This window comes from Photobacterium panuliri, from assembly GCF_059920555.1.
This window is the reverse complement of record NZ_CP197193.1, coordinates 372,705-396,289: the sequence shown is the minus strand read 5'-3', so window position 1 is coordinate 396,289 and position 23,585 is coordinate 372,705. Positions and strand designations below refer to the sequence as shown.

Sequence of the window (23,585 nt, the reverse complement as noted above, 5' to 3'; positions counted from 1 at the left end):
CAACACGCTGTTACTTACGGCACAGCAACAAAATAAACCAGCAAGGTAACCAGTGACCCAGCGAACATCCACTTCATCGAGGTATGAAGCGTTTTCTTCTTCGGGATCAACAAGCACACCCCTGTCATCACAAACAGCACCATGAGTACCGCGGTAATATCAATAAACCATTTCCAGACCTCACCACTGTTACGTCCTTTGTGAAGGTCATTTAGCACTGCAACCACACCGTAATGGGATGCTTCAATCTCAGCGGTACGACTAGGCAAATCTATGAACACAGTGGCGTTAAAACCTGGGCCTTTGTAATCCATTGCGATTTCACCCTCGATCAACTCACCGTCTTCGACCTCCTTGAACACTTCCATCGCTGAAGGCGTGCCTGATAAATCCGCATGCTTTGCCAAATAAGCCAAGAGCACTGCTTGATCTGGCACAAATGCTTCGTTACCAGAAGCAAAAATACTTTCAGGTACGGACAACGTCTGCGAGGTAATATCTGGCTGGGATTTTACGAATAGCTCCGGACGATTGAGCGTGATGCCGGTAACTGCGAAGAACAACACAACCAGCAGCAACGCCATAGAAACATAGATATGTAGGCGTCGCGCCCAAAGTTGTACTGCTTTGTTTTTAAGCACCATGAAAACAATGTATTAACCACTCTAAGATGAAGGCATCATAATGATAATTGTTTTCATTGGCATTCAAATTTACAAAGTTTACGAATGTGAATAAGAGTGATGCAATAGAGAAATCTGGGACAGGAAGCGATGACAATGCGGCTACAAAGCCGCACCGCCCATCAAATGAGATGAAGTGTTACAACAACTTGTTATCGCGAATGAATTGACTCAATTTATTCGCAATATCAGCATGCTCGGTTTGCGTTGGGTGCCAGCCGCAACCTTCAAGCGGAGAAACAAAGACATGACTGTACACACCTGATTTACCTTGCTTTTCCAGCAAATCTATCGCTTCATCTGTTGCCGGGATAATGTAATCATAAGGATAAGCAGGACGCGGCATCAGAACAACATTGGCATCGTTGTAACGGTACTTAAGTTCGCCGACAAACTCGACCATCCGATCAATCCAAGCGGCCTTAACCTCCTCTATGTCCGACCATTGCTCATGGGGTTGCGGATCCGTACTGAAGTCATTGGTACCGACTTCGACTACAATCAGATCCGGATATTTATCTTCAAAATCCATCTTATTACCAAAAATAGCCCCTGCTTTATCGGCATAATAGGTCAAATCATGGTATGGCTGGTTACCGTTCCAATTACGGATCAACCCTAGCCCTGAAAAGGAAATCTGGGTGATACTCGTCCCCAGTTCCTCGCCGGTTTGATAGGGAAACGCCACGCGGGCATTGGAGGTATCGTAAATTTCCTGCCAGGTACAATCACGTTTATCTGACTCGCTACCGAATCCCGCACTGATGGAATCACCAATAAACAAAATATGAGGCTTGTTTTCCCATATTCCTTCAAGCTGCCCGTCATGATCAAAAGCAATGATTTTCGTCATCGCTTCATAATTTTCAGTTCGTTTGACAAGTTCAATAGTAACTGTTGTTGGCTCTGAGCTATTAAACAATTTAAATGTTTGCGTAACCCCACCATAATTAGTTATCAACTTCTCAGTAACTTTACCATTAATTAGCACATCAAAATGGTCGCCATTACCGATCATATCAACGGAGAAATTTGTTCCGGTAAACTGTGTTTTTACATGAGTACCCGGCCAGTTAAATTCTACATGGCCAGAATTATAATCTTTAACTGCACGACCTTCATAATCAATAGCATAATGAGTAGCAGGAGTGGCATCAGCAAAAACCGATGTAGAGAGTACAATTGCAGAGAAAGCAACGCTTTTTATAAACATAACGAATAACCTCAATTAAATTTAAATAGCAATGAATCTGGCAACTACATTCTCATGAAAGCAGTATAACGATCATTAACCTTCGACTACTGAGACTATTAGCCAGATATAATTAATTTTTACAACAGCACAAATAATCTATATTTAACAGCTTACACATGTAAATAAGCTAATCGATATAAAGTAAACAAATGATTAAAAATATGCATTAGTCATAAAAAACATCATCAATACAACATGCAAAATACATTTTTTTTGAATTAAGATAAGAATTACGACAAACCATTGGTATCACCTAGTCATAGACGAGCACAAACTCAACCAGGAAATACCTCAAAAGAATAAATCTTACTGACTATCAAGGGGAATACACTTTGCGTTTATCCCCCCCTAATATCTATGAATTACTTTCTATGATTGGTGACTCACGCCTCTCAACGCAATCACGATACATGTAAATGAAGTTGACGGTTTCTTGAGTCACCTCAAAACCGAATCGTCGATAGAGTTCACCGACTCGATTCCCTCGCAGATAACACAACGCAACAGGCATTGACAACTTGTCGGCCTTGGCCAGCACCATAGACAGAATCTTTGATCCTAATCCCTTCCCCTGCATTTGTGGCATTATAAAAAAGCGAGCGAAATACCAATGATCACGTTTGTCTTGCACCAAATAGCACCCGACACGCTCTCCTTCAACCTCTATGATTTCAGGCCTCGCTTCCGCCCACTCTTGCTCATGCATCGCACGTTGGACTCCTTCATCCCAGCCAAAATTAGCGGTAATAGGTCCATATTCAGCATACTTTTTCAAATCAAACAGAAAATCAAAATCACCTTCAGTGGCATGACGAATGTTCACTTATAACCTCAATATCATTTTCACATGATAATTATGAGGACTAAATTTATAAAATTCTATAACTAACTATAATAAACAAAAAATTGAGATGAGCATTTTGAATAATACTGACATATGTACAAAGCAATCACCATTCCAAGCTAGATTTATTCCTATTTGGAATGTATGGACACTGGTACATTTGCTTTAATTACAATTGATGAAATATGACTTCAGTTACATATTAACGATTGTCATTAAAAATATTACCAATATAAAACTTCAATCACATTGATATGAAATACATCAAACCATTCTCTTATATTCAGACTTAACGCTACACAATATTAACCAGCCAGATTCCAAAAGTAAAAATCAGAAACTGGCTGGTTACTTTTACATTTAATGATTATTTGCTGTGTTACAAACCTCTGTTTGAATTATCGGCGGAGCCGCTTCAAAATGGCTCATATTTAAGGTAAAGCTCCCCTCACCTCCTGTCATTGCCCGCAACTTTTGCGCGTAATCCTCAAGCTCATTTTGGGGGATTTTTGCCATGATCTGGGTTCGCTGATTATCCCCTGCTCGCGTATCCAGAATTAATCCCCGGTTGGCAGCAAGATCCCCCGTCACATCCCCTACCGCACTCACAGGCACCGTCAGGTTCAATTCAACAATCGGCTCAAGAACGATCGGGCTGGCATCACGTACAGCGTTAAGAAATGCCTTTTTACCGGCAATAACAAACGCAATCTCCTTGGAGTCAACCGAATGGTATTTCCCGTCATAGACCGTTACTTCTATGTCCCTGATCGGGTTACCCGAAATCGCGCCTTCCGACAACGCCTGACGAACCCCTTTCTCGACTGCAGGGATCAATGCCGTAGGAATTGCCCCACCGACCACTTTGTTCACGAAACTAAATCCCATCCCGCGTTCTAATGGCCGCACTCTCAACTGCACTTCACCAAACTGCCCCGCCCCGCCACTCTGTTTCTTATGGCGATAATGCCCTTCGGCAGGCTGGGTGATCGTCTCAAAGTACTCAATACTTGGCTGGGCCGTACTAACCTCAAGTTTATACACCGAGGCCATCTTCTCCAGTGCAATCTTAAGATGAAACTCCCCCTGACCACTCAATACTGTTTCATTGGTTCGGACCCTGTGCTCTACCCGCAATGTCGGATCTTCCGCTGCAATCTTGCCCAAAACCTCGGACAGCTTCTGCTCATCACCCCGCTTAACTGGACTGACCGCAAGGCTGTACATGGGGGCGGGAAAATCCAAATCCTTCATGACCACACCATCTTCATCATGAGAGTCATGGAGCACAACATCAAAAGCCAAATCATCCACTTTTGCCAATACACAGAAATCCCCAGCCCTTGCCTGAGAGATTTCCATCCGTTTTTTACCTTGTAGCTGATACAGGTGACCAACCTTTATCGGCTTGTTGCTATTGCCGACAAAAAGCTGTGCTCCTGTATTGATCTCACCTTGAAATACTCGGATATATGCAAGCTTTCCAAGATACGGATCCACACTCACTTTGAAAACATGGGCAACAGCATGATCCATTTGATCACAATCGATCCGAACAATATTACCCTGCTGTTCCAGATGCGGAGGGTTGCCTTCATCAGGACGCGGCATAATTTCGGCCAACGTGCGTAGCAGCAATTCAATTCCCGCCCCAGTTTCAGCCGAGACAAAACAGATCGGAACGATATGACCAGTTCTCAGCGCTTCTTCAAAAGGTGCGTGGAGCTGCTTTGGCGTTAACGCTGATCCCTGCTCAAGATAGAGTGCCATTAAATCCTCATCAAGCTCAATGACCTGATCGACTAGCCGCTCATGAGCATCAGTAACCGTATCGATAGCCGATACTTCATCGTATGCCGGCTCGAAATAACAATCTGCTACCGAGCTCCCATCAGGGCTTGGCAAATTAATAGGCAAGCAGGCATTGCCAAAATGCTCGGTTACCAAGGCTATTAACTCTGCGATTTTCTCTGGATTCAGATCAATCTTGTTGATGATAATCATCTGGCATTTGCTTTGCTCACAGGCGTAAGCAAAAAGGCGATCGGATAGCTGGCTTATCGGCGTATTGGCATCCAGTACCAATGCTGTTGTTTCAACGGCAGGATATACGCTCAAGCAACGCCCAACTAACTCTGGCAATCCCGGCGTATCAATAATATTCATTCGCCGATTTTGCCAAGCCAAATTCACTGGGGTAGCTTCGATACTGTGTTGGTATTGAATAGACTGAGGATCAAAATCGGTGATGGTATCGCCAGATTTTACACTACCTAAATGGGTGGTTGATTGAGCGGTAAAAAGAAGACGTTCGATCAGCGTCGTTTTCCCTACTCCACTTTGACCGACGAACGCAACATTGCGAATAACATTGATTGGCATACAGCCCCCTTGCTAACGATTAGAAAACGATAAAAACAGCGTGCTGGCGGGATACCCCGCCATCTCGTCTTCCAAGTCATTTTTCTTATGGGAACTGTCATAGGCATCAACCTAGTGTTCACGCATTACTGCTTGGGCGTGTCAGCATGTTAAGAATAGGTTATATACCCATGCTGCGATACTTACAGCGGATTTACTGTGATGAGTTTCATACGAGGAGGGATCATGCAGGGCACAATTAAAGAAAAAGCCACTGTTGTGATACCCGTCATCCGGTTTCTCAACAGTGGCTTTTCGACCCAATATCACTAAGGCAATACTTGAGGCTAGCTGTCCATTTTACGCATTTGGCTCAAGTATTTGATCCAACTCTTAGACGCCGAGCTCGATTGAAGATTATCAGCTCGCTTGGCATGAACAATGGCCTGCTCAAAATCTTCCAGTTTGTAATAAGCCCTGACCTTTGCTAACTCAACATCGGCTTTATGCTTACTCCCCCTGACTTTATCTAGCTGAACCAACGCTTGCTGATAATGCCCTTCTTGCAATAGCAGCTGTGCCAATTGCCAGCGATACTGGTTATCAAGCTTGGCGGCACGTTTCCATACCGTTATTGATTTTTCCCACTCTTTTGCCATTTGCCAATATAAGGCTTGAGTAGAAACCAATTTAGGGTCTGACGCTGCGCCATCAAGCTCCGCATAAATTTCCGCAGCGCGTTCGGGGATCCCACGCTGCGCATACAGCTGCGCCAATGTTTTCAAATCTTGCTGTGTTAGCGATACGCCTTTGCGCTTGGCCATTGCTAACGTACCCAGCGCATCCTTGCTACGCCCCAACTGAAGCTGAATACCTGCCAGTTGCTGCCACCAAACCACTTTATTCGGCTCCAAACCAATCAGCGTATCAAGGGTCGGGATGGCCCCTTTCCAATGTTTTAGCTGCAGTTGTGAACCCAGTTTCAATGTCAGTGGCTGGACTTTTGCCTTGCGTTCATACCTATCGTACTGGGCAATCGCTTTTATAACCGGTTGCCACTCACCAATCTGATAATGAGCCTGTGCAATTCGCAGCCATAGCTCGTCGGCTTTCTGGGTCGCAGGTATATGCTTAGTCAGCGCGTAATAATGTGGCAGTGCCTGCTTGAACTTTTCATCTGAGAGCAGAATATCAGCCAGCATCCTTTGGGTTATCCAAGCCTGCTCATCCTGAAGCAGTCCAGAGGCAACCGCCGCGCTGAGATTACGTACAGCCTTATCGTGATTGCCTTGCTGCCAATAAAATACCCCCAGCATACGCTGGACAAATGCCTTGTCGTAATCACGTGACGGATCCACCCCCTCCAGCAAGGCAATTGCCTCAGGCAGACGCTCATCTTGCTGCAGGGTATTGGCCCGCTGAACCTTATTGGCCGTGAACTGCGACAGCTCCGCTTTTGCGCCCTCGCTAAAGACAGTCAACGGCAACGCAAGTGCGAGAAGTAATGTCAGTACTTTGATCATTTTTGAAGTTTAAACTCCAGTCTTACCGTTTGGCCAATCTGAGCGATTGCCTTCCCATCAACCACTTTCGGCTGATATTTCCATTTACGCAATGCCTGCATCGCCTCACGCTCAAACAGTCGGCGGGGTTTTGCCTCAAGCACTTTGATATCACTCGGACGCCCCTGCGAGTCGATAGTAAACGACATCACCACATACCCTTCTGCGCCCTGCTTCATTGCACGGGCTGGGTATTTTGGCTCGACACGATACAGCGGCATGGCTTGCTGATTCGAGCCGAAATCTGAAAACGTCGGCATATTAATCGCAATACCACTAATAGCCGTGTCCAGGCTCAAACTTGGCATTGTCGGGGTTACGCTTGCCGTTGCCGATGCTTGCGATGTCATCGGGACCGCTTCCGGCGGTGGTTCAGGCGTTTCGGGCTTTTCAGGTACCGCTCGCTGGCGGCGTTGGATCTCTTGTTCCTGTTCAACCATGACCATGTCAAACGACAGGGCTTGTTTTTCTTCCTGTGCTCGCTGATGGCCGTTATCGACCATCCACGCCATAAAAGTAAACAAACCCAATGCCGTGACGATAGCCAGTGGCAACGCGATAAGAAAACGCAGCATTAGCGTTTCTCCGCAGCCAGCGCAATATTCTTCACGCCTGCGCCTTTCGCGGCATCCATGACCTTCACTACAGTACCGTTATAGGCATGCTCATCGGCCTGAATCACCAATGATGCCTCCGGCTGCTCCAGTAACAGGTGCTCCAAGGTCGCCTGTACACGCTCGGAATCGATGACTCGCTTGTCGATATATATATCATTCGACGAGGTGATCGCGACAAAAATACCGGCGTCTTTCTGGCTCACGACATTACTGGCTTGCGGCCGGTTAACCTCTACGCCGGATTCACGTACAAATGAGCTAGTAACAATAAAGAAAATCAACATGATAAAGACGATATCCAACATAGATGTCAAATCTACTTGGGCATCCTCACGGGCAGAAGACGGACGACTCAGTCTCATCACTGACTCCTTAACAATTTTTCTAGTTTAAGTTCACGCAACAGGCATGCCTTGGATAGACGGGAATGAACAAACATTCCTGTCAGCGCCGCCACCATACCGGCCATTGTCGGCAGAGTAGCCAATGAAATCCCCGAGGCCATCAGGCGCGGTTGGCTACTGCCTTGCGTAGCCATCACATCAAAGACCGAGATCATCCCGGTTACCGTACCCAATAAACCAAGCATCGGGCAGATGGCCACCAACACCTTGATCAGGTTCAAGTGCTGGTTCAACGCCAAATGGGCCTGATTAAGCCAGCCATCACGGGCGGCATGCGCATACCATGATGTTTGATCGTCCCGCGCCTGCCACTGCGCCAACCACTGTTTTTTCTGCTTTGGATAGGTAAAGCCAAGATACAGCACCCGCTCAAGCACCAATAGCCAACTAAATACAACCACAGCAGCCAGCCACCAGAGGATCTGGCCACCTTGGTTCATAAAATGCTCTAACGAGAACCACCAGGCTTCAAACATCGATGTATGCAACAGCGGGATGTTATAAAGACTGTTTTCCATTACGCGGCTTTTCCTACTTTCTCGGCCTGCGCTGCCACCATGCTGATCCCCTGTTTCTCGAGGATACAGCGAATATTTTCAGACTGGGTGCTCAAAATATTATGCGCCAGCAACAATGGCATCGCCGCAACAAGGCCCAATACGGTTGTAACCAGCGCCGTTGAAATACCACCAGCCATGATGGTCGGATCGCCGTTACCGAACTGGGTGATCACTTGGAAGGTTTCGATCATCCCCGTCACCGTACCCAACAAGCCGAGCATCGGCGCCAATGCAGCCAAAAGCTTCAGCATAGATAGGCCCTTTTCAAGCCCTTGCTGCTCGTCGACTATGGTTTCCAATAGACGCAATTCAAGCGCTTCAACACTACGCTGCTGCTCTTTGCTGTATACGCTCAAAACTCGCCCCAACGGGTTATTCCCTGGTTGCTGCGGATTCTTAAGCTGCTTGTTGATCTGCTGGCGCGAAACAGCCAATTTCACACCGCGGAACAGGGCGATAATCAAACCAATACCCAGCAGGCCAAGGATAATTTGCCCCACTACCCCGCCTTGGGCAAGGCGCTCTGATAAACTCGGTGAATTAGCAAGTTGCTCAAGCATAATACCACGCGACGGGTCAACAACGGCTGGCAGCATCCCCGTTTGAGCCAATGACGCCATTGAAGCCAAAACAGGCCCGTTTTCAGGCTGCTTTAGGTAGATTTTAGCCGCATTGCGATCGCCATCCCATGCAAGGTAACCTTGCTCGCCTATCAACCCCATGCTACCTAGACGGTATGCCGTTACTTCAGACTGGTGTCCTTGACCATTAATGAAAGGCACAGAAACTTTACGCATCTCGCGACTTGCAAAAATCTGATCTTCCATACCTTTCCACAGGCCGGAAAGTTGATTCAAGGACGGCAGCGTTTTGGCGGCGACAATTTCATCAACCGCACGCTGGTGGCTATTTCGGTCAATACTGGTTACCGAAAACGCCATTTCACTCTCTAATTCTTTGGCAGCCTGACGTACAACGCCAAACAATTCACCCAGGCTGCCGGTCTCCAAGCGCAACTGCTCTTCAAGACGGGCAAGTTTGTTTTCATTTTCACTGAAACTTTTACTCAGCACATTCGTTTCGCGCTGAAGCTGATCACGTTGGCGCAACAATGCATCTCGCTGAGAACGAATTTCCGCTTCTGTCAGCTTGAAGCCCTTTTCGCGCTGGACGTCATGGGCCTTCTGCACTCGTTGCTCTTGGCGCGTCTGATCAAGCAAAGCGGTGTCAGCTTGAACCTGAACTGGCAGCAAAACAGTCGAGGCAAGGCAAAGAGCCGTAGCTAGCACTTTGAGTTTCATCTTAGTTCGCCTCCACGTCGACAGATACAGGCAGGGTGATCAAGCTTGGAGCCGCTTGTTTGGACGCGATAGCAAACGCCTTGTTGATATCTTTGGCGTAGCTACTATCGAGCGGCTGCCAATGGGATGACATATCATTCCACGCCCAGAATTGGTGGCCATCAAGACTCCGGGCAACCAACGAAATGCGGCCGAGATATAACAAATCGGCTTCAATGCGATCGCCGTCTAGCTGTACCTCGCCTTGGTAAATCCCCATCTTGGTACCGTAATCCATTTCAATTTGGTAGGCTTCTAGAATACGGCGGTATTTTTCCGCGTCACTGACATCGGCCTGTGTCATCATTGCTTGCAGCTTGGCGATACGCGCCAATCGCTGAGAGTGACGGATCGGTTTGTCATTCTCAACAATTACCTCCAAGCCATCCAACATACGGTACATCAATGGCACGACACCTTGACGGGTCTCTTTGATGCCTGAAATCTGATCGGCAAGGCTGCTCGCTTCCTGCTCTTGATTGGCAACCAAGTTCGCCATGTGATCGCGGTAGACCGTCAGATTCTTCACTTCTTCTTGCAACTGTTCCATTTCTGCCTGCATCGACAAGGCCGCTTCTGCGCTAGCATCAATTCTATTCTGGCTCTTAGCCGATGAGCTATTCATTGCATTTTCAACGCTACGCGCTTCACCAAGGGTTGTTGCCTGTACCCCGGAAATCGAACCTAGCAGTAATAAAGCTAAACTGGTTTTTTTAACATTCATTCTTTTTACATTTGATAGAAAAAATCGCTTCCCAATGAAGAGATAGACAAAAACAAAGAAACCCTGCTTAACAAGCAGGCGAGCATATTAAATGCAAACAAAAATCATTTAAAGTAGAGACATACAGAAAAAGGGGAGACATGCTCCCCCCCTTCAAGGTACTTAGTAACGGAACTCAACCGTTGCCATGTAGTTGCGACCCTCGCCGATAATCGTCTTCGTCTGGCTACCACCTGCTAGGTAATCAGTATCGAACAAATTATTAACGTTCAGACGCATAATAACATCGAGGTTCTGATCATAATTGATCGTATGAGCCACACCTGCATCCACACGAGTGTAGGCATCCTTCTTATACGTATTGGCACTATCGCCAAAACGAGAACCTTGATAGAACAAGCCAAGATTAACATCAGTATTGTTTGTTACAGAGTAGCGAGACCAAATACTTGCAGCATACTCCGGCACATCCGCTGGACGCTTACCATCAATTGTGGCGTTTGTCGGATCAATAATCTCTGCGTCAAGATACGTAAAGCTACCGTTTAGTGCTAGTTTCTCTGTCACATAACCCGTTGCCGAGAATTCTGCACCACGATGCTTCTGCTCACCAACCTGCGTTGTAATACTTTCTTTGCCGCTCACGTTGCTGACATCTTCGGTGACCACTTTGTTTTCCTGAGTGATATCGAAGATAGCGGCAGAAACCAGTGCCTGTCCGTCAAATAGTTCCCACTTCGTACCCACTTCATATAGGATACCTTTCACTGGGTCTAATTCCATGCCATCGTTAACATCTTGTGCGTCATCGATTGGATCTTTTGGCTCAAAACTCTCTGAGTATGTCGCGTAGATTGAACCATTCTCGGCAGGATGGAAGATCACGGCTGCTTTTGGCAGTACATTGTTGAAGTTGCCAGCATCAGTCTCGTTACGATCAAAACGCACGCCAGCCAATACTTGCCACTGATCATTAATGGTTACCATATCTTGTAGATAGATACCGTATGAGTCTCGCTCGGTAGGTTCTCTGTATCGACCATTCGAATAATGCAACTCGCTAGGCTTGATCATTGGCTGACCGACTGTTGCCGTATAGCCTTTCAAATACTCACTTTGAGTTTTGTAGTAATACCCTAACCAGTTAGCTCCCACCAGCATTTGGTGCGACATACCTAGCGCATCAAACTCTCCGACGAAATCTACGTTCGCGGTATTGAATTTCCAGTTGTCCCAGCGATCATAACCATTGTAAGTAAAGGTACCTGTGGTCGGATCATATGTCTCTGGTTTAGAGAAGCTTTCAATATCACGACGTTCAAAATCTTGATGATTATAACTTGCCGCAACACGCCACACATCCGACAGCTGTGCAACAACATCAACACCTATATTCTCAACGTCGTTCTCAATGTTCGACCATTGTGCATCCCAAACATGCTCTCGGCCCAATACCGGTTCACCATCAACGATGTAGGCACCGGTATCTACGCTGCCGTCGTCATTGGTACGATCATAGTGAAATGATACGGTTACGTTATCGGTAACATCGTAATCAACGAACAGACCACCAACAAAACGATTCGTCGACGGTGTGCTGCCATCTGTATAGCTACGCCATGAATCATAATCTTCTTTCGCCAATACGGCACGGGCACGCAATGTCTGATCAGCATTTAGCGAACCGCTAATATCTGCCATCGTACGGGTACGGTTATTTGAACCGATATCCTGGCTGACGTTTACCTGCGTCTCGTATGTCGGTTTCTTAGAAACCATGTTTACCAAGCCACCTGGGGCCGATTTGCCGTACAGCAAGCCAGCAGGTCCTTTCAATACCTCAACACGCTCAAGCAATTCAATCGGCTGACGGTAATGAGACCAATGCTGCTTGCCATCACGCAAGAAACTTTCGCCACTGCTAAGCTCAAAGCCACGCAGTGTAAATGTTTCACGGTTACGTCCCTTGCCACCTTCTGAAATACTTGAATCATTCTTAAGTACTTCACCCAAGGTGCTCGCTCGCTGCTCATCAATCACCTGCTCGTCGATCACCGCAACCTGTCCCGGTGTTTCAAGCTGGGTTGCTTCAATACGCATAGCAGTTGTGTTGGTATCTGCCTTGTACCCATAGTCACGGCCGGTGACAACCATATGCTCGTCAACATCGGTGGTTGATACAGCCGTCTCGGCGAGGGCGACAGGTGCGGCCAGAATGGCACCGATCATCAAAGTCAGCTGGCTTTTGGTAAACATATTCCGTTACTCCAATAAACAAATGTACCGACACTCAATGACTAATTGTTATAAGTAAGTGCACGGCTGGAATGTATGTACTGCATTCCCAAGTAAAAAACTGACACGGAATATAATTGATAACTATTAGCATTTGCAGTCTAATTTACATTCTTTGCATTCGTAAAGGAATGTAAAGAATCGTCAATGCCTCCTGACGATAGACTCTGGATGCTATTTTGCCTGTAGGTAGGTATAATTCACGGGTTTATGTTAATCCGGTAAAGAGCAAGTGACAGAAGTAAACCAGGAAAGCGTTCATCAGCAACTGACTGCGCTGAATTACAAAGCCGATAAAATGCGCTTTGTCACCGTCGAGGCGATGGACGAAGAAATGCTGGAAAGCTGCACCGCCACCGAAGGCGAATGCTTCTACAATAGCTATATGAATGTTATCTATGGCAAAGGTGAGCGTTACGTCTTGGGGTATCGTTGTGAAGAAACCATCATTGACCACGCGATTATCCGCAAGGGTGATAAGTATTATGACCCTACTTTGCAGGCACAGGGTGACTTCCAGCCATACCAATATGCAGTCCTGACGGAATTTACCGTTTTCGACATGATGAAGCATGCCAAGTCCAACAAAGACTTCCCGCCAGATGTGGACTACATCCTCTCAAAGGCAAGCAAGTTCAAAAATGTCATTGATGTCGAAAAGCTAAAGCAATCCAAATAAATAAAAAGCCTCTATTACAATAGAGGCTTTTTCATTTTAACCATGTACACCCATATACACATAGTCAAGATACACTATCGGGCTGCCAGCAAAAACAAGGTAACTCGTAGTCCCCCAGACTTACGGTTCTCAGCCTCTACTCTGCCTTTCATGATACTCATTGACTCTTTTACTATGGCCATGCCTAAGCCATTCCCCCCCGACAGCTTATCCCTTGCCGGCTGTAAACGGGTAAACGGATCGAATACAGTTCCAAGACCATGCTCAGGGATCCCATCGCCATTATCTTCTATCACCAACTCGATATGCTCCCCGCCCCGTAGTACTGAAACCTCAACCACGGCTTGCTCGCCGGCATATTTACATGCGTTTTCAACCAAATTTTTCAATGAGCGCAGTAACAGACGCTGATCTGCCAATGCAAAGACATTGTCATTTTGAATATGTAGGTGAATGCTCTGTCCGGGTAATGCCTGCTCACGCGCTGTTATCATATACTGACTACATAACGCAGCAACATCGACAGGAACCAAAGACAAATCATGCCGAGCATTTTCCAACCGGCTAAACTCTAAAATTTCACTCACCAGCGTATTCATTGCTGCTGATTCATTTTCAAGCCTCACCACCAGACCATGCTGTTCTAGCGGCAATTTTCGTTTGAGCAAATGCAGAGCCAGGTCATGCCGGGCCAATGGTGTCTTTAGCTCATGGGAAACATCACGGATCAATCGCTTCTGTTGCGCAGACAACAAATCAATTCGATGAGCCATGTGATCAAAACTAGCAGCGAGCTGTGCAAACTCCGAGGCTGTATCACCCACTTCATCACCAACCCTTACAGAAAAGTCCCCTTCCGCCAAACGGTGGCTGGCTGCCTGTAATGTCGCTAGAGGCGCTTGTAAATAGCGTGCCAATAGCCATGAAAACACCGATAAAATGAGTATTGTAATTAGCAATTTAATAAAAAAAGCATAATAAGCAAAACTATGGGCGGGATGATATTGGTGCGGAAACTGAATAACCAGTTGATACCCCGATGACAATGGTATGCCAATAAGTGGTTGGTTTACTTCATTATCAAAAACCGTATCAATATCACGCGTATATTTGAGTTTGAATGCGAAATGAGGATGCAGCTCGCGGCCACTTATCGCTTGATTATCCGGGCCAAGAACAAACAAAGTATAGCGTTGACCTCGCTCCCAATCGGCTAACTCATCCATATCACCATCTTGTACCATCACATCAGCTTGATAAGCCAACTCCCGCATCTCATTTTGTATATTCTGGGGGATCTGCAACAGAACTTTAACCAAGACAGCTTCGGCAATGTTTTGAAGGGCAAAGAGGATAATCAAGCTCACCGCAAAATAAGAAAATAATTTAAATGCAAGTCCGTCGCGATTGCCCAAACCAAACATCGTTTTCAATTGTTGTACTATTATCATTACTGTCGCTTATCTTTCAAAATCAACCCTATTTTAACACCCTGCCGGTTGATTTTTGGGTTAATCGCACTTTTTTACTTCAAGGCTATTGTATCTTCAGCCTCTATTTTATATTCAATAACAAAAGATAATACCGCAGGATGCACCATGAAATACGTTGTTCCCGCTTTTCTTACCTTCATTCTGCAAGGTTGTAGCAGTACAGGGGTCACGATAAGCAAACCAGACACACTGATAGAAAACCCACAAGGCATTGGCTATCTATCCGGTGATCTCGCCAGTTCTCGAATCTGGCCATTCACCGCTGACAATATCGCAACCACACTCAATTTTCGGCACACTGCCAGCAGGCATATATTCTCCATCACCAGTACCCAATCCGGTATTGATTACAGCTCTGAAGAAATCCGCGGACAACTTTTTTCTGTACCTCTCCCTGCGGGTAACTATGAGCTCTATAGCGTCAGTTTCAAATCAAACAACGGTGTGAGAGCACTCTACTCCAGCTCTGAGTCGGAGCTTGGTGTAAACTTTACCGTTGAGCCAAATGAAGTCACATTCTTAGGCCAATTCGTAACATCCAGCCTTGTTGCCAAAAGTACATTGTGGAATACCCAATATCCTTCGGGTTTGGGTCAGCTTGATTACCACCAAGCAACAGTACAAGACCAGGAAGCATTCTCTAACCGGTTCCCTGAACAAGCAGCCCTTGACTTCAACCCGCAACACCTCAAAGGCTTACAAGCACCAATAAAGAGCGTGACGATCATTGAATAAAAAAACGGCAGTCTACACTGCCGTTTTTTCAATACTGTATGGCCCACACACCTATTTCACTTTTACAGGTACGCCGTTTTGCTCAAGCAGAGCCAGATCCAACACTGCGCTCGCCTGCATATCACCAGCAACTTCAGATACTAGCGAATTCGGTGCTGCAACAACTTTATGCTGACCGAGCTGAGACTCATTCCGCGACAACGGCTCGTGAACCTCAACATACATGGAACCATCCGGTTCAACAGTCTGTTTCAATGCTTGGTTGATGATACTGACTTTTGTTCCTCGTGAAACTTGGCTAAATAGCCATTCAACATCCCACGGATTCATTCGAATACAGCCGGAACTGACTCGCATCCCGATACCAAAGTCTTTGTTTGTTCCATGTATTAGATACTGCCCTCCTCCTTGGGCCAGTCGCATCGCATAATCACCCAATGGATTCTCCGGACCGGCAGGTACAACAGCGGGCAGTTCAATCCCTTTAGCGCTGTACTCCTTACGGATATTCGCCGTTGGTGTCCATGTCGGATTCTTAATCATCTGACTTATTCGCGTCGTCATCTTCGGTGTTTCACGACCTACACGGCCAATACCGATAGGGAAAACATACACTCGGTCACTGTGCTCGGGGAAGTAGTACAAGCGCAGCTCAGCCAGATTGATCACTATCCCTTCTTGCTTTGCATCAGGCAAAATCAACTGCATGGGAATTTGCAGCAACGAGCCAGGCGTGGGAAGAAATGGATCGACCCCGGGGTTAGAAGCCATCAGGTGTAACAAGCCAACATTGTACTTATTAGCGATATCTAGCAGGCTATCGCCTTTGTTCACTTGATAATATTCCATTATACCCACGAGCTTACTACCTTGACCCGGTCGCTGGTACTCTACTGCTTGCGCAGAGCACGCCATCAAACCGGCCAGCATCATGAGCAATATACGTTTAAACACAGTGCCTCCACCTTCTTTGCACGAGTATGGCAAATAACATCATTGACGATTGTCGGCCGTCAGGTTTCTCAATGTTAAGACGGCTGATCCTAACGGGCCAACATGCATATTAAGTCAGCATAACGTCAATGTTAATCTTAGCAAGCCCTAAAAAAATGCTCGGGCGACCTAAGTAAGGTTGCCCGAGCAATTTCACACCATATCACGCCTGTCTTGCATCATGCATATTTTGCGATAAGCACTTTCCACGCCTTACGTTGTAAATCCAATCTTTGCTTCATATCTTCGTACTGTTGTATCAATTCAAAACTTTCGCAATGCTTGAGCATTTTCTTCTTCTTCAGCTCAAGCAGACGCTTTTTGGCGGAATAATAATCAGCAATTTTAGCAATAAGCGCTTCGTACTCAGCATCTAACCTTGCCAAACTCGCTTGGCTTTCTGGCATTGCAGCTAATTTAACCTGCAAGCGCTGGTGTACCATTGCCGCTTTGGCCTTCTCGATTCTGTCCTCAGGGCACGTTCGCAATTTATACGTCCATCCAACCCAAGAGCAGGATTTTATCAGCCATTTGGTTGGATCAAATTGCCACCAATAAATTCCATTACGGTAATCATTTTCAAAAATATGATGATAATTATGATACCCCTCGCCGAACGTCAAAAAAGCCAACAAACCATTATCACGAGCGGTGTTCTTATCCGTATATGGCTGGCTACCCCAAAGATGCGCTAAGGAATTGATAAAAAAGGTCGTATGATGACTCAGCACCAAGCGTACAACCCCAACAAGTAACAAAGCCCCCCAAATATCACCATGTATTAGCCCGAACAATAGTGGTATTCCCACATTGGTCACGATAGCTAAAGGAACATAGTAACGGTGTTGCCAAACTACAACAGGATCCTTTTGCAAGTCACGGCAATTGGTGTAATCGCGGTAACGACTTTTTTGATATTCACGCAGCATCCAACCAATATGGCTATAAAAAAAACCGCGCTTAGCTGAATAAGGGTCTTTATCATTATCGTCAACATGGCGATGGTGGATGCGGTGATCTGATGACCAATGCAATATGCTGTTTTGCAAAGCAAAAGCTCCGCCTATTGCAAAAGCCCATCGAAGTGGCTTACTCGCCTCATAAGTCTTATGCGACCACAACCGATGATAACCCGCGGTGATGGATAACCCGCAGCAACAAAATGCTATGACGAGTCCCAAAACCTGCACCCAGTCAAAACCAATATAATACGCGTACAACGGCGTACCAATAATTGCTACAGCGAACGTCAATGAGAATATGGCCACATTTAGCCAAATAATACGTGGTTTTTCGGTCATCATCCTGTCAACCTTTAGCTTACACGTGTAAGCCAAGAATAATAACGGAAACGTTTGCTATCAATATAGATAAAAACTCGGCGTGATGCCGAGTCAACTCTACGTATTCCTAAATTGGCTTTAGCAAGGTAATCGCCAGAAGCTATACATAATGCGGATCCACACACGAATAAACTTGACCAACACTTTCTGAACGATTCAGTAGCTCAATGGCCAAGCGAGCCACCTCACCACGGGTAATCAATCCATGTACTTCTTTGCCTTGGCTAAGCTCACCCAGCCCTGTCGATGACCCGTCTTTCAATCCACCTGGGCGCAAAATAGTAAATGCTAACTGGCTGGTCTGTAACCACGACTCGGCAAGACTCTTTTCTCGCACAGCCTGACCAAATGCTTGTCTGGCACGTTCAGATAATGTAGCCCATGAGTCACCACAACCAAGAGAGCTAACCATCAAAAAACGGGATATCCCAAAATGCTCAAGAGAATCAATTAGGTTACGGTGCCCTGTATAGTCAACAGGGTACTCTGCACCAAAGCTTCCCATCGTCGAAATCACCCAGCTATCCTTTTCTGCCGTAGACAAGACATGCTCTATATCAGAAATCGACAAGGCATCACCCGCAACAACATCTACCCCCAAAGCCTGCAAAGCCTCTGCTGACTCAGGCTGTCTGACCATTGCGGTAACCGAGCCACCTAGTTCACGATAATGCTTTGCAATAGCGAGTCCTAATCCTCGACTTGCTCCAAAAAGTACTAAATGTTTCATGCTACAACCTGTAAATGATAATGAATATAAATATCATTATCACACATAAAAAAGAGAAACCATATACCCTGCGGCTTCCCTTTTTTGTTTGCTGTGCCTTCAGTGAAACTACGCTAGTAGAACTACGCTGATGCTTCTCCTGAAGGTGCAGGTGAATTTTGCTGAGCCTGATGTTTAAATTCATCAAACTCGGTCTGCACTTGCTCCAATTGAGCTTTTAGCATGTCATGGCTATTTTGCAGTGTTTCAAGCTCTTCTGCCTGTAACTGGCTATATGCCTCCAATTCTTGGATCTGGGATTTCTGAGCCTCGAAAGCAGCTTGGTGCTCTTCTATCTCTACTTTTAACTTCCTGCTGTTGCGCTGCGCTGTCAATTTAGCTTTATGCGCTTTATCAGCTGTCTCTTCGGCATCTTGCTGCTGTATTTCAGCCATAGCAATAGCTTGCTCTAGGGAGCCGACCGTCTGTTCCAACTCTTGTACCGTCTGCTTAAATTGGTTCAATTCCTCATTAGTCGCAGATGGATCACTCGACATCCTTTCCCACTGAGAGGCGGCATTGCGAGTAACCTGATCCATCAAATCAAACGGAAATCGTAACGATTCAACCGGCGTGCCATCAAACCATTGTTGATCAAGTTCTTCCAGTATTCTGACTGTCTGCTGATAACTGTTATCCAGCACATATTTGGCATTTGAAACTGCAATCGACTCAAATGCCTTACCGGCCAATAGTACCGTCTGCATGTTTTTCGCCATCTCCTCAGGCTGTACAGCCTCAGTCAATTTAACAAACGGATGAGTTTTGAAATCATATTCCATCATGAAAGTATTCCGCCATGGTTTAATAAAATTATCACTAAAAGGTATACACACTCCCTCTTGTCTTATACCAAATCTGTCAAACTGTAAGCGCTTAGTTTCATAAAATTTGAACTACAACTAAACTTGCCAAACCACAGTGTATCAACATGACTATTTTTCGTACTGTTCGTGACGTGAATCACTAGTAACCATTCACTGAAATACAAGCCTATACCCCATGAGCAGAAACAATTATTCCCGTGATCCAAATCAGTCTGGCAACTATTCGCATCAGGCTGGCAAACTCGGTATAGTACATTGCAACAGCCACCAACCAGACCCAATCATGCCACAACATCCTTGCGCTTATTCCGAGCTGATCCACTCACGTCGTTCTGTTCGTAAATATGACCCTGAAGCCATGTTCGATCACGATGCCGTAAAGCGCTCACTCGAGCTCGCCCTCCTTTCGCCCAACAGTTCCAACATGCAGTTATGGGAGTTCCACCGGATAATCTCAGACAAAAAACGCGAGCAACTAGCGGACATTTGCATGGGACAAAATGCCGCCAAAACGGCCAATGAGCTTGTGGCTTTCGTGGTAACACCTCACAAATGGCGAGGTCGCGCAAAACTCAATGCTGCACAAATTCGTCACGCTTTCGATGGCCGAGAAGATGCCACCGCCAAGCGCGCACTGAAATACTACGAAAAACTGATCCCATTCGTTTATAACAACGATCGTTTGGGGCTATTTGGTCTCGCCCGAAAACTATTAAGCTTTTTCATTGGTATAAAGAAGCCTATGGTTCGTGAAGTTGGAAAAAGTGATCTTCGCGTCTGCCTACATAAGAGTAGTTCACTAGCAGCCATGACTTTCATGACAGCAATGAGAGCTGAAGGATATGACACCTGCCCGATGGAAGGTTTCGACTCAAAACGGGCCAAAGCGCTACTCGGCTTGCATAAAGATGCCGAAATAACCATGATCATCAGTTGTGGCAAGCGAGCGGACGACGGAATTTACAGCGACCGTCATCGCGTTGCCAGCGATGAGGTCATAATGAGTCATTAATTAACCAATTGCTGTTTTTCCCATACCTTCTACCGGAAAAATGGGGTATGGTGTGGGAAACAACGATAGATAGTATGGTCAGATGGAAAATATCGTAGACAAAAAAAATCACTGGATGGCAAGCCACATTACTGAGGCACAATTCCCAACACCGTTAAGCCAAACAGGCCTGTCGATATACTTATCCAAGCCCCGTGAATGTGTCACTCTCGATACTTCCAAGGCTCACCCCTCTCAATCTGAATCAGCCATTACTATCTATCCGGTTGACTGCCACCCGCTAACCATTCGTTATTCCATTGTACTGGCAAGCCAATGGCAAGATGAGACTGAGAAGGAAGCAATGATTGAGTACCTCACTCAAATCATGTTTGAGCCTGAATCACCTGCTGAATTGTATGTCGGCTTTTACCACGGCAAGCCCGCAGCCTGTGGTATGATTTTCCACGATGAGCAACATGGTGATTTGATCGCAGATGTATACGCTCTGCCTATTGCCCAGCAAGCTCAACTCATTGAAGATATGCATCAGGCATTGATTAGCCGCTGCCATCACTCCAGCGTCTATATTGAAAAAAACGCGGCCTAATCACATCACGGTTAGATCTTTATAGAACTGGTAAGTGACCATCTCTTACCAGTTTGTTTTCCTGCCCCCTCTCTTTTCATCACAAATGTCCTGCTACTTATTGTAAGCTCCTGTCATCAAACTTTTTCTTCGTGACATGTTGTTCTGTGTCCTTTTTTGACCATATTTATTTTTTTTCCCATACTTTATTTACCGTTGAATATGTATAGGGAGGCCTTATGAAGGGAATCATATTTACTGAGTTTCTTGATATTATTGAAGATAACTTTGGGCTGGAAGTTTGCCAACAAATGCTTGATGATACCGCAGACGAAGGGAGTTACACTGCTGTCGGTAGCTATGATCACCGAGATCTCGTAAAGCTGATCGTAGCCCTTTCCCAAATAACCCATATTTCTGCCGAGTCACTGCAAGAAATATACGGCGAAGCTGTTTTTATACGCCTTCTCAATAGCCTTCCCCAGATCAACGACAACCCTGACAACACCTTTGGCTTTATCAAGCGAGTTGAAGAGCATATCCATACTGAAGTTAAAAAACTCTATCCCGATGCAACTCCACCTAAATTTGATTTTCTATCTCACACCGCCACATCAATGGTCATGGATTATAAATCTGCTCGCTGTATGTCACATGTGTGCTTCGGTCTTATCAAAGGCTGCGCCAAACATTTTGACGAAAACATCGACATCACAATGACGGCTATTTCTCCAGATAAAAAACATGTTCGGTTTACTATTAACCTAGTCTGAGGATTATTATGGATAATCGTCAAATTGAGCTTTTGCAAAAGAAAATTAGCCGTGAGCGCAATGCAAGACGCAATGCGGAAAAATTATTAGAAGCGAAAAGCCTCGAGCTCTTTGAAGCAAATAAAGTCATTGAAAAAAGTCTTGAAAAAGTCAAAGCCAAAGCTGAAAACGACTCAGAACTGCTCACATACCAAGCCAAGGTCGATAACTTGCTGCTGGAATTTGGCAGACGTTTTATTAAACACTCACCTAACAATCAACTCATTGAAGAACTCACCAATGCACTTGTAGATAGCCGCTTTGTACAGGCGTGTAGTTTCAGGCTGGAATGCCCAAGTGTAGCTAGCCTAAACGTATGCCATACCTCAGGCCGCCAACAGATTTGGCAATGTCCACCAAACCTAAAAAACCTTGGCGAAATCTGGGATGAAAACGAAAAGATACTATGGCTTTCTCTAGACAAGAACGGCATCGCCTATGGTTATTTGGCCACAAGAATCAAAGCATCAGGCACTTGGCTCGAAACAATCAGAAAGCAAATGCTACTGTTTAGCGATATGATTAGATCCTCTATTGATCGCCAACTTAAACTTGAAGAAGCCATTACAGCAAGAGAACAGGCGGAAGCATCAGAAAAATCAATCCGCGACTTTCTCGCGATGATAAACCATGAGCTTCGAACGCCATTGAATGGATTGCTCGGTACTGCCGAACTCATGGCGGATACGAACCTAAACAGCCACCAGCAGCGACTACTATCAACTCTCAACCACTCCGGTGAGTTACTTCGTTCAATTATCAATGATTTACTCGACTATAGTAAAATCAATGCCGGGATGCTTGAACTCACAAATAAACCCTTCGACAGTCACACAATGATGATGATGCTACATGACATCTTTCAGCATCGAGCCAACGAGAAGCAACTTGAACTCAATATGGACATCACCAAAGAGACTCCTCTGTGGATAATCGGTGATGAAGACCGTATCAAGCAAATCTTTGTCAACCTAATCAGCAATGCTATCAAATTTACTGAAAGAGGAGCCATATCAATCAAAATACGATGGCAAGATAACCAACTATGCTTCATTGTAAGCGACACTGGTTGCGGTATTCCCGAGGAAAAAATCGTAAGTTTATTCGAACCTTTTACCCAAGTTGACAACTCAAGCCAACGCAATCATGAAGGAACCGGACTGGGACTGGCTATTTGCAAGCGACTGACCGAACAAATGGGTGGTAACATCTCTGTCGAAAGCAAAATGGGAATAGGTTCAACATTCTCTGTTTCAATTCCTTTGGCTAAACACGTACACGAAGCCAAAGTTAATGACAAAGAGGCACTAACAGCCCTCCCCATCGACAAACTCAATATCCTTGTCGTGGAAGACCTGAAAACAAACCAGATGATTATCAATCTGATGCTTAGCAAATTTGGAATAAAGCCCACTATCGCCAACCACGGGCAAGAAGCTCTATCCTATATTGAGCACCAAACATTCGACATAATCCTTATGGACTGCCGCATGCCAATAATGGATGGCTACACAGCCACAGAAAGACTACGTAAATCGGGCTATAACAAGCCAATTATTGCTCTAACCGCCGGTACCACACGAGTTGAGCGTGACGATTGTTTTGCTGCTGGCATGAATGATATTTTATGCAAGCCGTATCAAACCAAAGAGTTACGAGAATTACTCGAAAAATGGAGCAAGGATTAACTACACTCCATATCATCTCTA

22 protein-coding genes are annotated in these 23,585 nt (G+C 45.5%); 6 read left to right on the top strand and 16 right to left on the bottom strand.

From position 1 onward, the window contains the following. Positions 1 to 14 precede the first annotated feature (14 nt). The 11 genes from ACSF8X_RS17930 to ACSF8X_RS17880 all read right to left on the bottom strand — a co-directional run bounded on the left by ACSF8X_RS17930 (position 15) and on the right by ACSF8X_RS17880 (position 12,606). Positions 15 to 644 (bottom strand): PepSY-associated TM helix domain-containing protein, encoded by a 630-nt coding sequence (locus tag ACSF8X_RS17930; RefSeq protein WP_500851873.1) that lies wholly within the window; start codon positions 642 to 644, stop codon positions 15 to 17. A gap of 178 nt (positions 645 to 822) precedes the next feature. Beyond that, complete coding sequence (locus ACSF8X_RS17925; RefSeq protein ID WP_500851871.1) at positions 823 to 1,896, bottom strand: SGNH/GDSL hydrolase family protein; 1,074 nt, start codon at positions 1,894 to 1,896, stop codon at positions 823 to 825. 397 nt (positions 1,897 to 2,293) lie between these two features. Beyond that, on the bottom strand, positions 2,294 to 2,761 hold the full coding sequence (locus ACSF8X_RS17920; RefSeq protein ID WP_500851870.1) for a GNAT family N-acetyltransferase: 468 nt from the start codon (positions 2,759 to 2,761) through the stop codon (positions 2,294 to 2,296). Positions 2,762 to 3,142: 381 nt separating this feature from the next. Continuing rightward, the gene (gene fusA / locus ACSF8X_RS17915; protein ID WP_500851869.1) at positions 3,143 to 5,164 is read right to left on the bottom strand and encodes an elongation factor G; all 2,022 of its coding nucleotides are present in this window, start codon (positions 5,162 to 5,164) and stop codon (positions 3,143 to 3,145) included. 326 nt (positions 5,165 to 5,490) lie between these two features. Beyond that, the gene (locus ACSF8X_RS17910; protein ID WP_500851868.1) at positions 5,491 to 6,666 is read right to left on the bottom strand and encodes a tetratricopeptide repeat protein; all 1,176 of its coding nucleotides are present in this window, start codon (positions 6,664 to 6,666) and stop codon (positions 5,491 to 5,493) included. Continuing rightward, positions 6,663 to 7,280 carry an energy transducer TonB gene (locus tag ACSF8X_RS17905; protein WP_047879980.1) on the bottom strand — a complete coding sequence of 206 codons (618 nt, stop codon included), beginning with the start codon at positions 7,278 to 7,280 and terminating at the stop codon, positions 6,663 to 6,665. Before ACSF8X_RS17905 ends, ACSF8X_RS17910 begins: the two co-directional genes overlap by 4 nt. Next, complete coding sequence (locus ACSF8X_RS17900; RefSeq protein ID WP_500851867.1) at positions 7,280 to 7,684, bottom strand: ExbD/TolR family protein; 405 nt, start codon at positions 7,682 to 7,684, stop codon at positions 7,280 to 7,282. Before ACSF8X_RS17900 ends, ACSF8X_RS17905 begins: the two co-directional genes overlap by 1 nt. After that, positions 7,684 to 8,244 carry a MotA/TolQ/ExbB proton channel family protein gene (locus ACSF8X_RS17895; RefSeq protein ID WP_500851866.1) on the bottom strand — a complete coding sequence of 187 codons (561 nt, stop codon included), beginning with the start codon at positions 8,242 to 8,244 and terminating at the stop codon, positions 7,684 to 7,686. Before ACSF8X_RS17895 ends, ACSF8X_RS17900 begins: the two co-directional genes overlap by 1 nt. Next, entirely contained in the window at positions 8,244 to 9,587 is a 1,344-nt protein-coding gene (locus ACSF8X_RS17890) for a MotA/TolQ/ExbB proton channel family protein (RefSeq protein ID WP_500851865.1), read from the bottom strand. The genes ACSF8X_RS17895 and ACSF8X_RS17890 overlap by 1 nt, the downstream gene beginning before the upstream one ends. A gap of 1 nt (position 9,588) precedes the next feature. Then, on the bottom strand, positions 9,589 to 10,350 hold the full coding sequence (locus tag ACSF8X_RS17885; RefSeq protein WP_500851864.1) for a DUF3450 domain-containing protein: 762 nt from the start codon (positions 10,348 to 10,350) through the stop codon (positions 9,589 to 9,591). A gap of 162 nt (positions 10,351 to 10,512) precedes the next feature. Continuing rightward, entirely contained in the window at positions 10,513 to 12,606 is a 2,094-nt protein-coding gene (locus ACSF8X_RS17880) for a TonB-dependent siderophore receptor (protein WP_047879976.1), read from the bottom strand. A 271-nt stretch (positions 12,607 to 12,877) separates the two neighbouring features. Here ACSF8X_RS17880 and ACSF8X_RS17875 point away from each other — a divergent pair, with 271 nt between their 5' ends. Continuing rightward, positions 12,878 to 13,324, top strand: coding sequence for a hypothetical protein (locus tag ACSF8X_RS17875; protein ID WP_047879975.1), 447 nt, complete (start codon positions 12,878 to 12,880; stop codon positions 13,322 to 13,324). A gap of 74 nt (positions 13,325 to 13,398) precedes the next feature. Here ACSF8X_RS17875 and ACSF8X_RS17870 read toward each other — a convergent pair whose 3' ends face one another. Beyond that, on the bottom strand, positions 13,399 to 14,748 hold the full coding sequence (locus ACSF8X_RS17870; protein ID WP_500852114.1) for a HAMP domain-containing sensor histidine kinase: 1,350 nt from the start codon (positions 14,746 to 14,748) through the stop codon (positions 13,399 to 13,401). A gap of 174 nt (positions 14,749 to 14,922) precedes the next feature. Here ACSF8X_RS17870 and ACSF8X_RS17865 point away from each other — a divergent pair, with 174 nt between their 5' ends. Beyond that, the gene (locus tag ACSF8X_RS17865; protein ID WP_500851863.1) at positions 14,923 to 15,552 is read left to right on the top strand and encodes a hypothetical protein; all 630 of its coding nucleotides are present in this window, start codon (positions 14,923 to 14,925) and stop codon (positions 15,550 to 15,552) included. Positions 15,553 to 15,603: 51 nt separating this feature from the next. Here the strand turns inward: ACSF8X_RS17865 and ACSF8X_RS17860 are convergent, their stop codons facing one another. The 4 genes from ACSF8X_RS17860 to ACSF8X_RS17845 all read right to left on the bottom strand — a co-directional run bounded on the left by ACSF8X_RS17860 (position 15,604) and on the right by ACSF8X_RS17845 (position 19,442). Then, positions 15,604 to 16,485, bottom strand: coding sequence for a L,D-transpeptidase family protein (locus tag ACSF8X_RS17860; protein ID WP_047879972.1), 882 nt, complete (start codon positions 16,483 to 16,485; stop codon positions 15,604 to 15,606). A gap of 239 nt (positions 16,486 to 16,724) precedes the next feature. Beyond that, on the bottom strand, positions 16,725 to 17,849 hold the full coding sequence (locus ACSF8X_RS17855; RefSeq protein ID WP_500851862.1) for an acyl-CoA desaturase: 1,125 nt from the start codon (positions 17,847 to 17,849) through the stop codon (positions 16,725 to 16,727). A gap of 139 nt (positions 17,850 to 17,988) precedes the next feature. After that, entirely contained in the window at positions 17,989 to 18,618 is a 630-nt protein-coding gene (locus ACSF8X_RS17850) for an SDR family oxidoreductase (RefSeq protein ID WP_500851861.1), read from the bottom strand. A gap of 122 nt (positions 18,619 to 18,740) precedes the next feature. After that, entirely contained in the window at positions 18,741 to 19,442 is a 702-nt protein-coding gene (locus ACSF8X_RS17845) for a hypothetical protein (RefSeq protein ID WP_500851860.1), read from the bottom strand. 325 nt (positions 19,443 to 19,767) lie between these two features. On the opposite strand from ACSF8X_RS17845, the gene ACSF8X_RS17840 reads away from it, so the two are divergent. The 4 genes from ACSF8X_RS17840 (at position 19,768) to ACSF8X_RS17825 (ending at position 23,564) form a co-directional block, all read left to right on the top strand. Further along, complete coding sequence (locus ACSF8X_RS17840; protein WP_500852113.1) at positions 19,768 to 20,496, top strand: nitroreductase family protein; 729 nt, start codon at positions 19,768 to 19,770, stop codon at positions 20,494 to 20,496. Between the two features lie 82 nt (positions 20,497 to 20,578). Beyond that, positions 20,579 to 21,085, top strand: a complete 507-nt coding sequence (locus tag ACSF8X_RS17835) for a hypothetical protein (protein ID WP_047879968.1) — start codon at positions 20,579 to 20,581, stop codon at positions 21,083 to 21,085. A 218-nt stretch (positions 21,086 to 21,303) separates the two neighbouring features. Further along, complete coding sequence (locus ACSF8X_RS17830; protein ID WP_047879967.1) at positions 21,304 to 21,837, top strand: heme NO-binding domain-containing protein; 534 nt, start codon at positions 21,304 to 21,306, stop codon at positions 21,835 to 21,837. 8 nt (positions 21,838 to 21,845) lie between these two features. Continuing rightward, positions 21,846 to 23,564 (top strand): ATP-binding protein, encoded by a 1,719-nt coding sequence (locus ACSF8X_RS17825; protein WP_500851859.1) that lies wholly within the window; start codon positions 21,846 to 21,848, stop codon positions 23,562 to 23,564. The last annotated feature ends 21 nt before the right edge of the window (positions 23,565 to 23,585 follow it).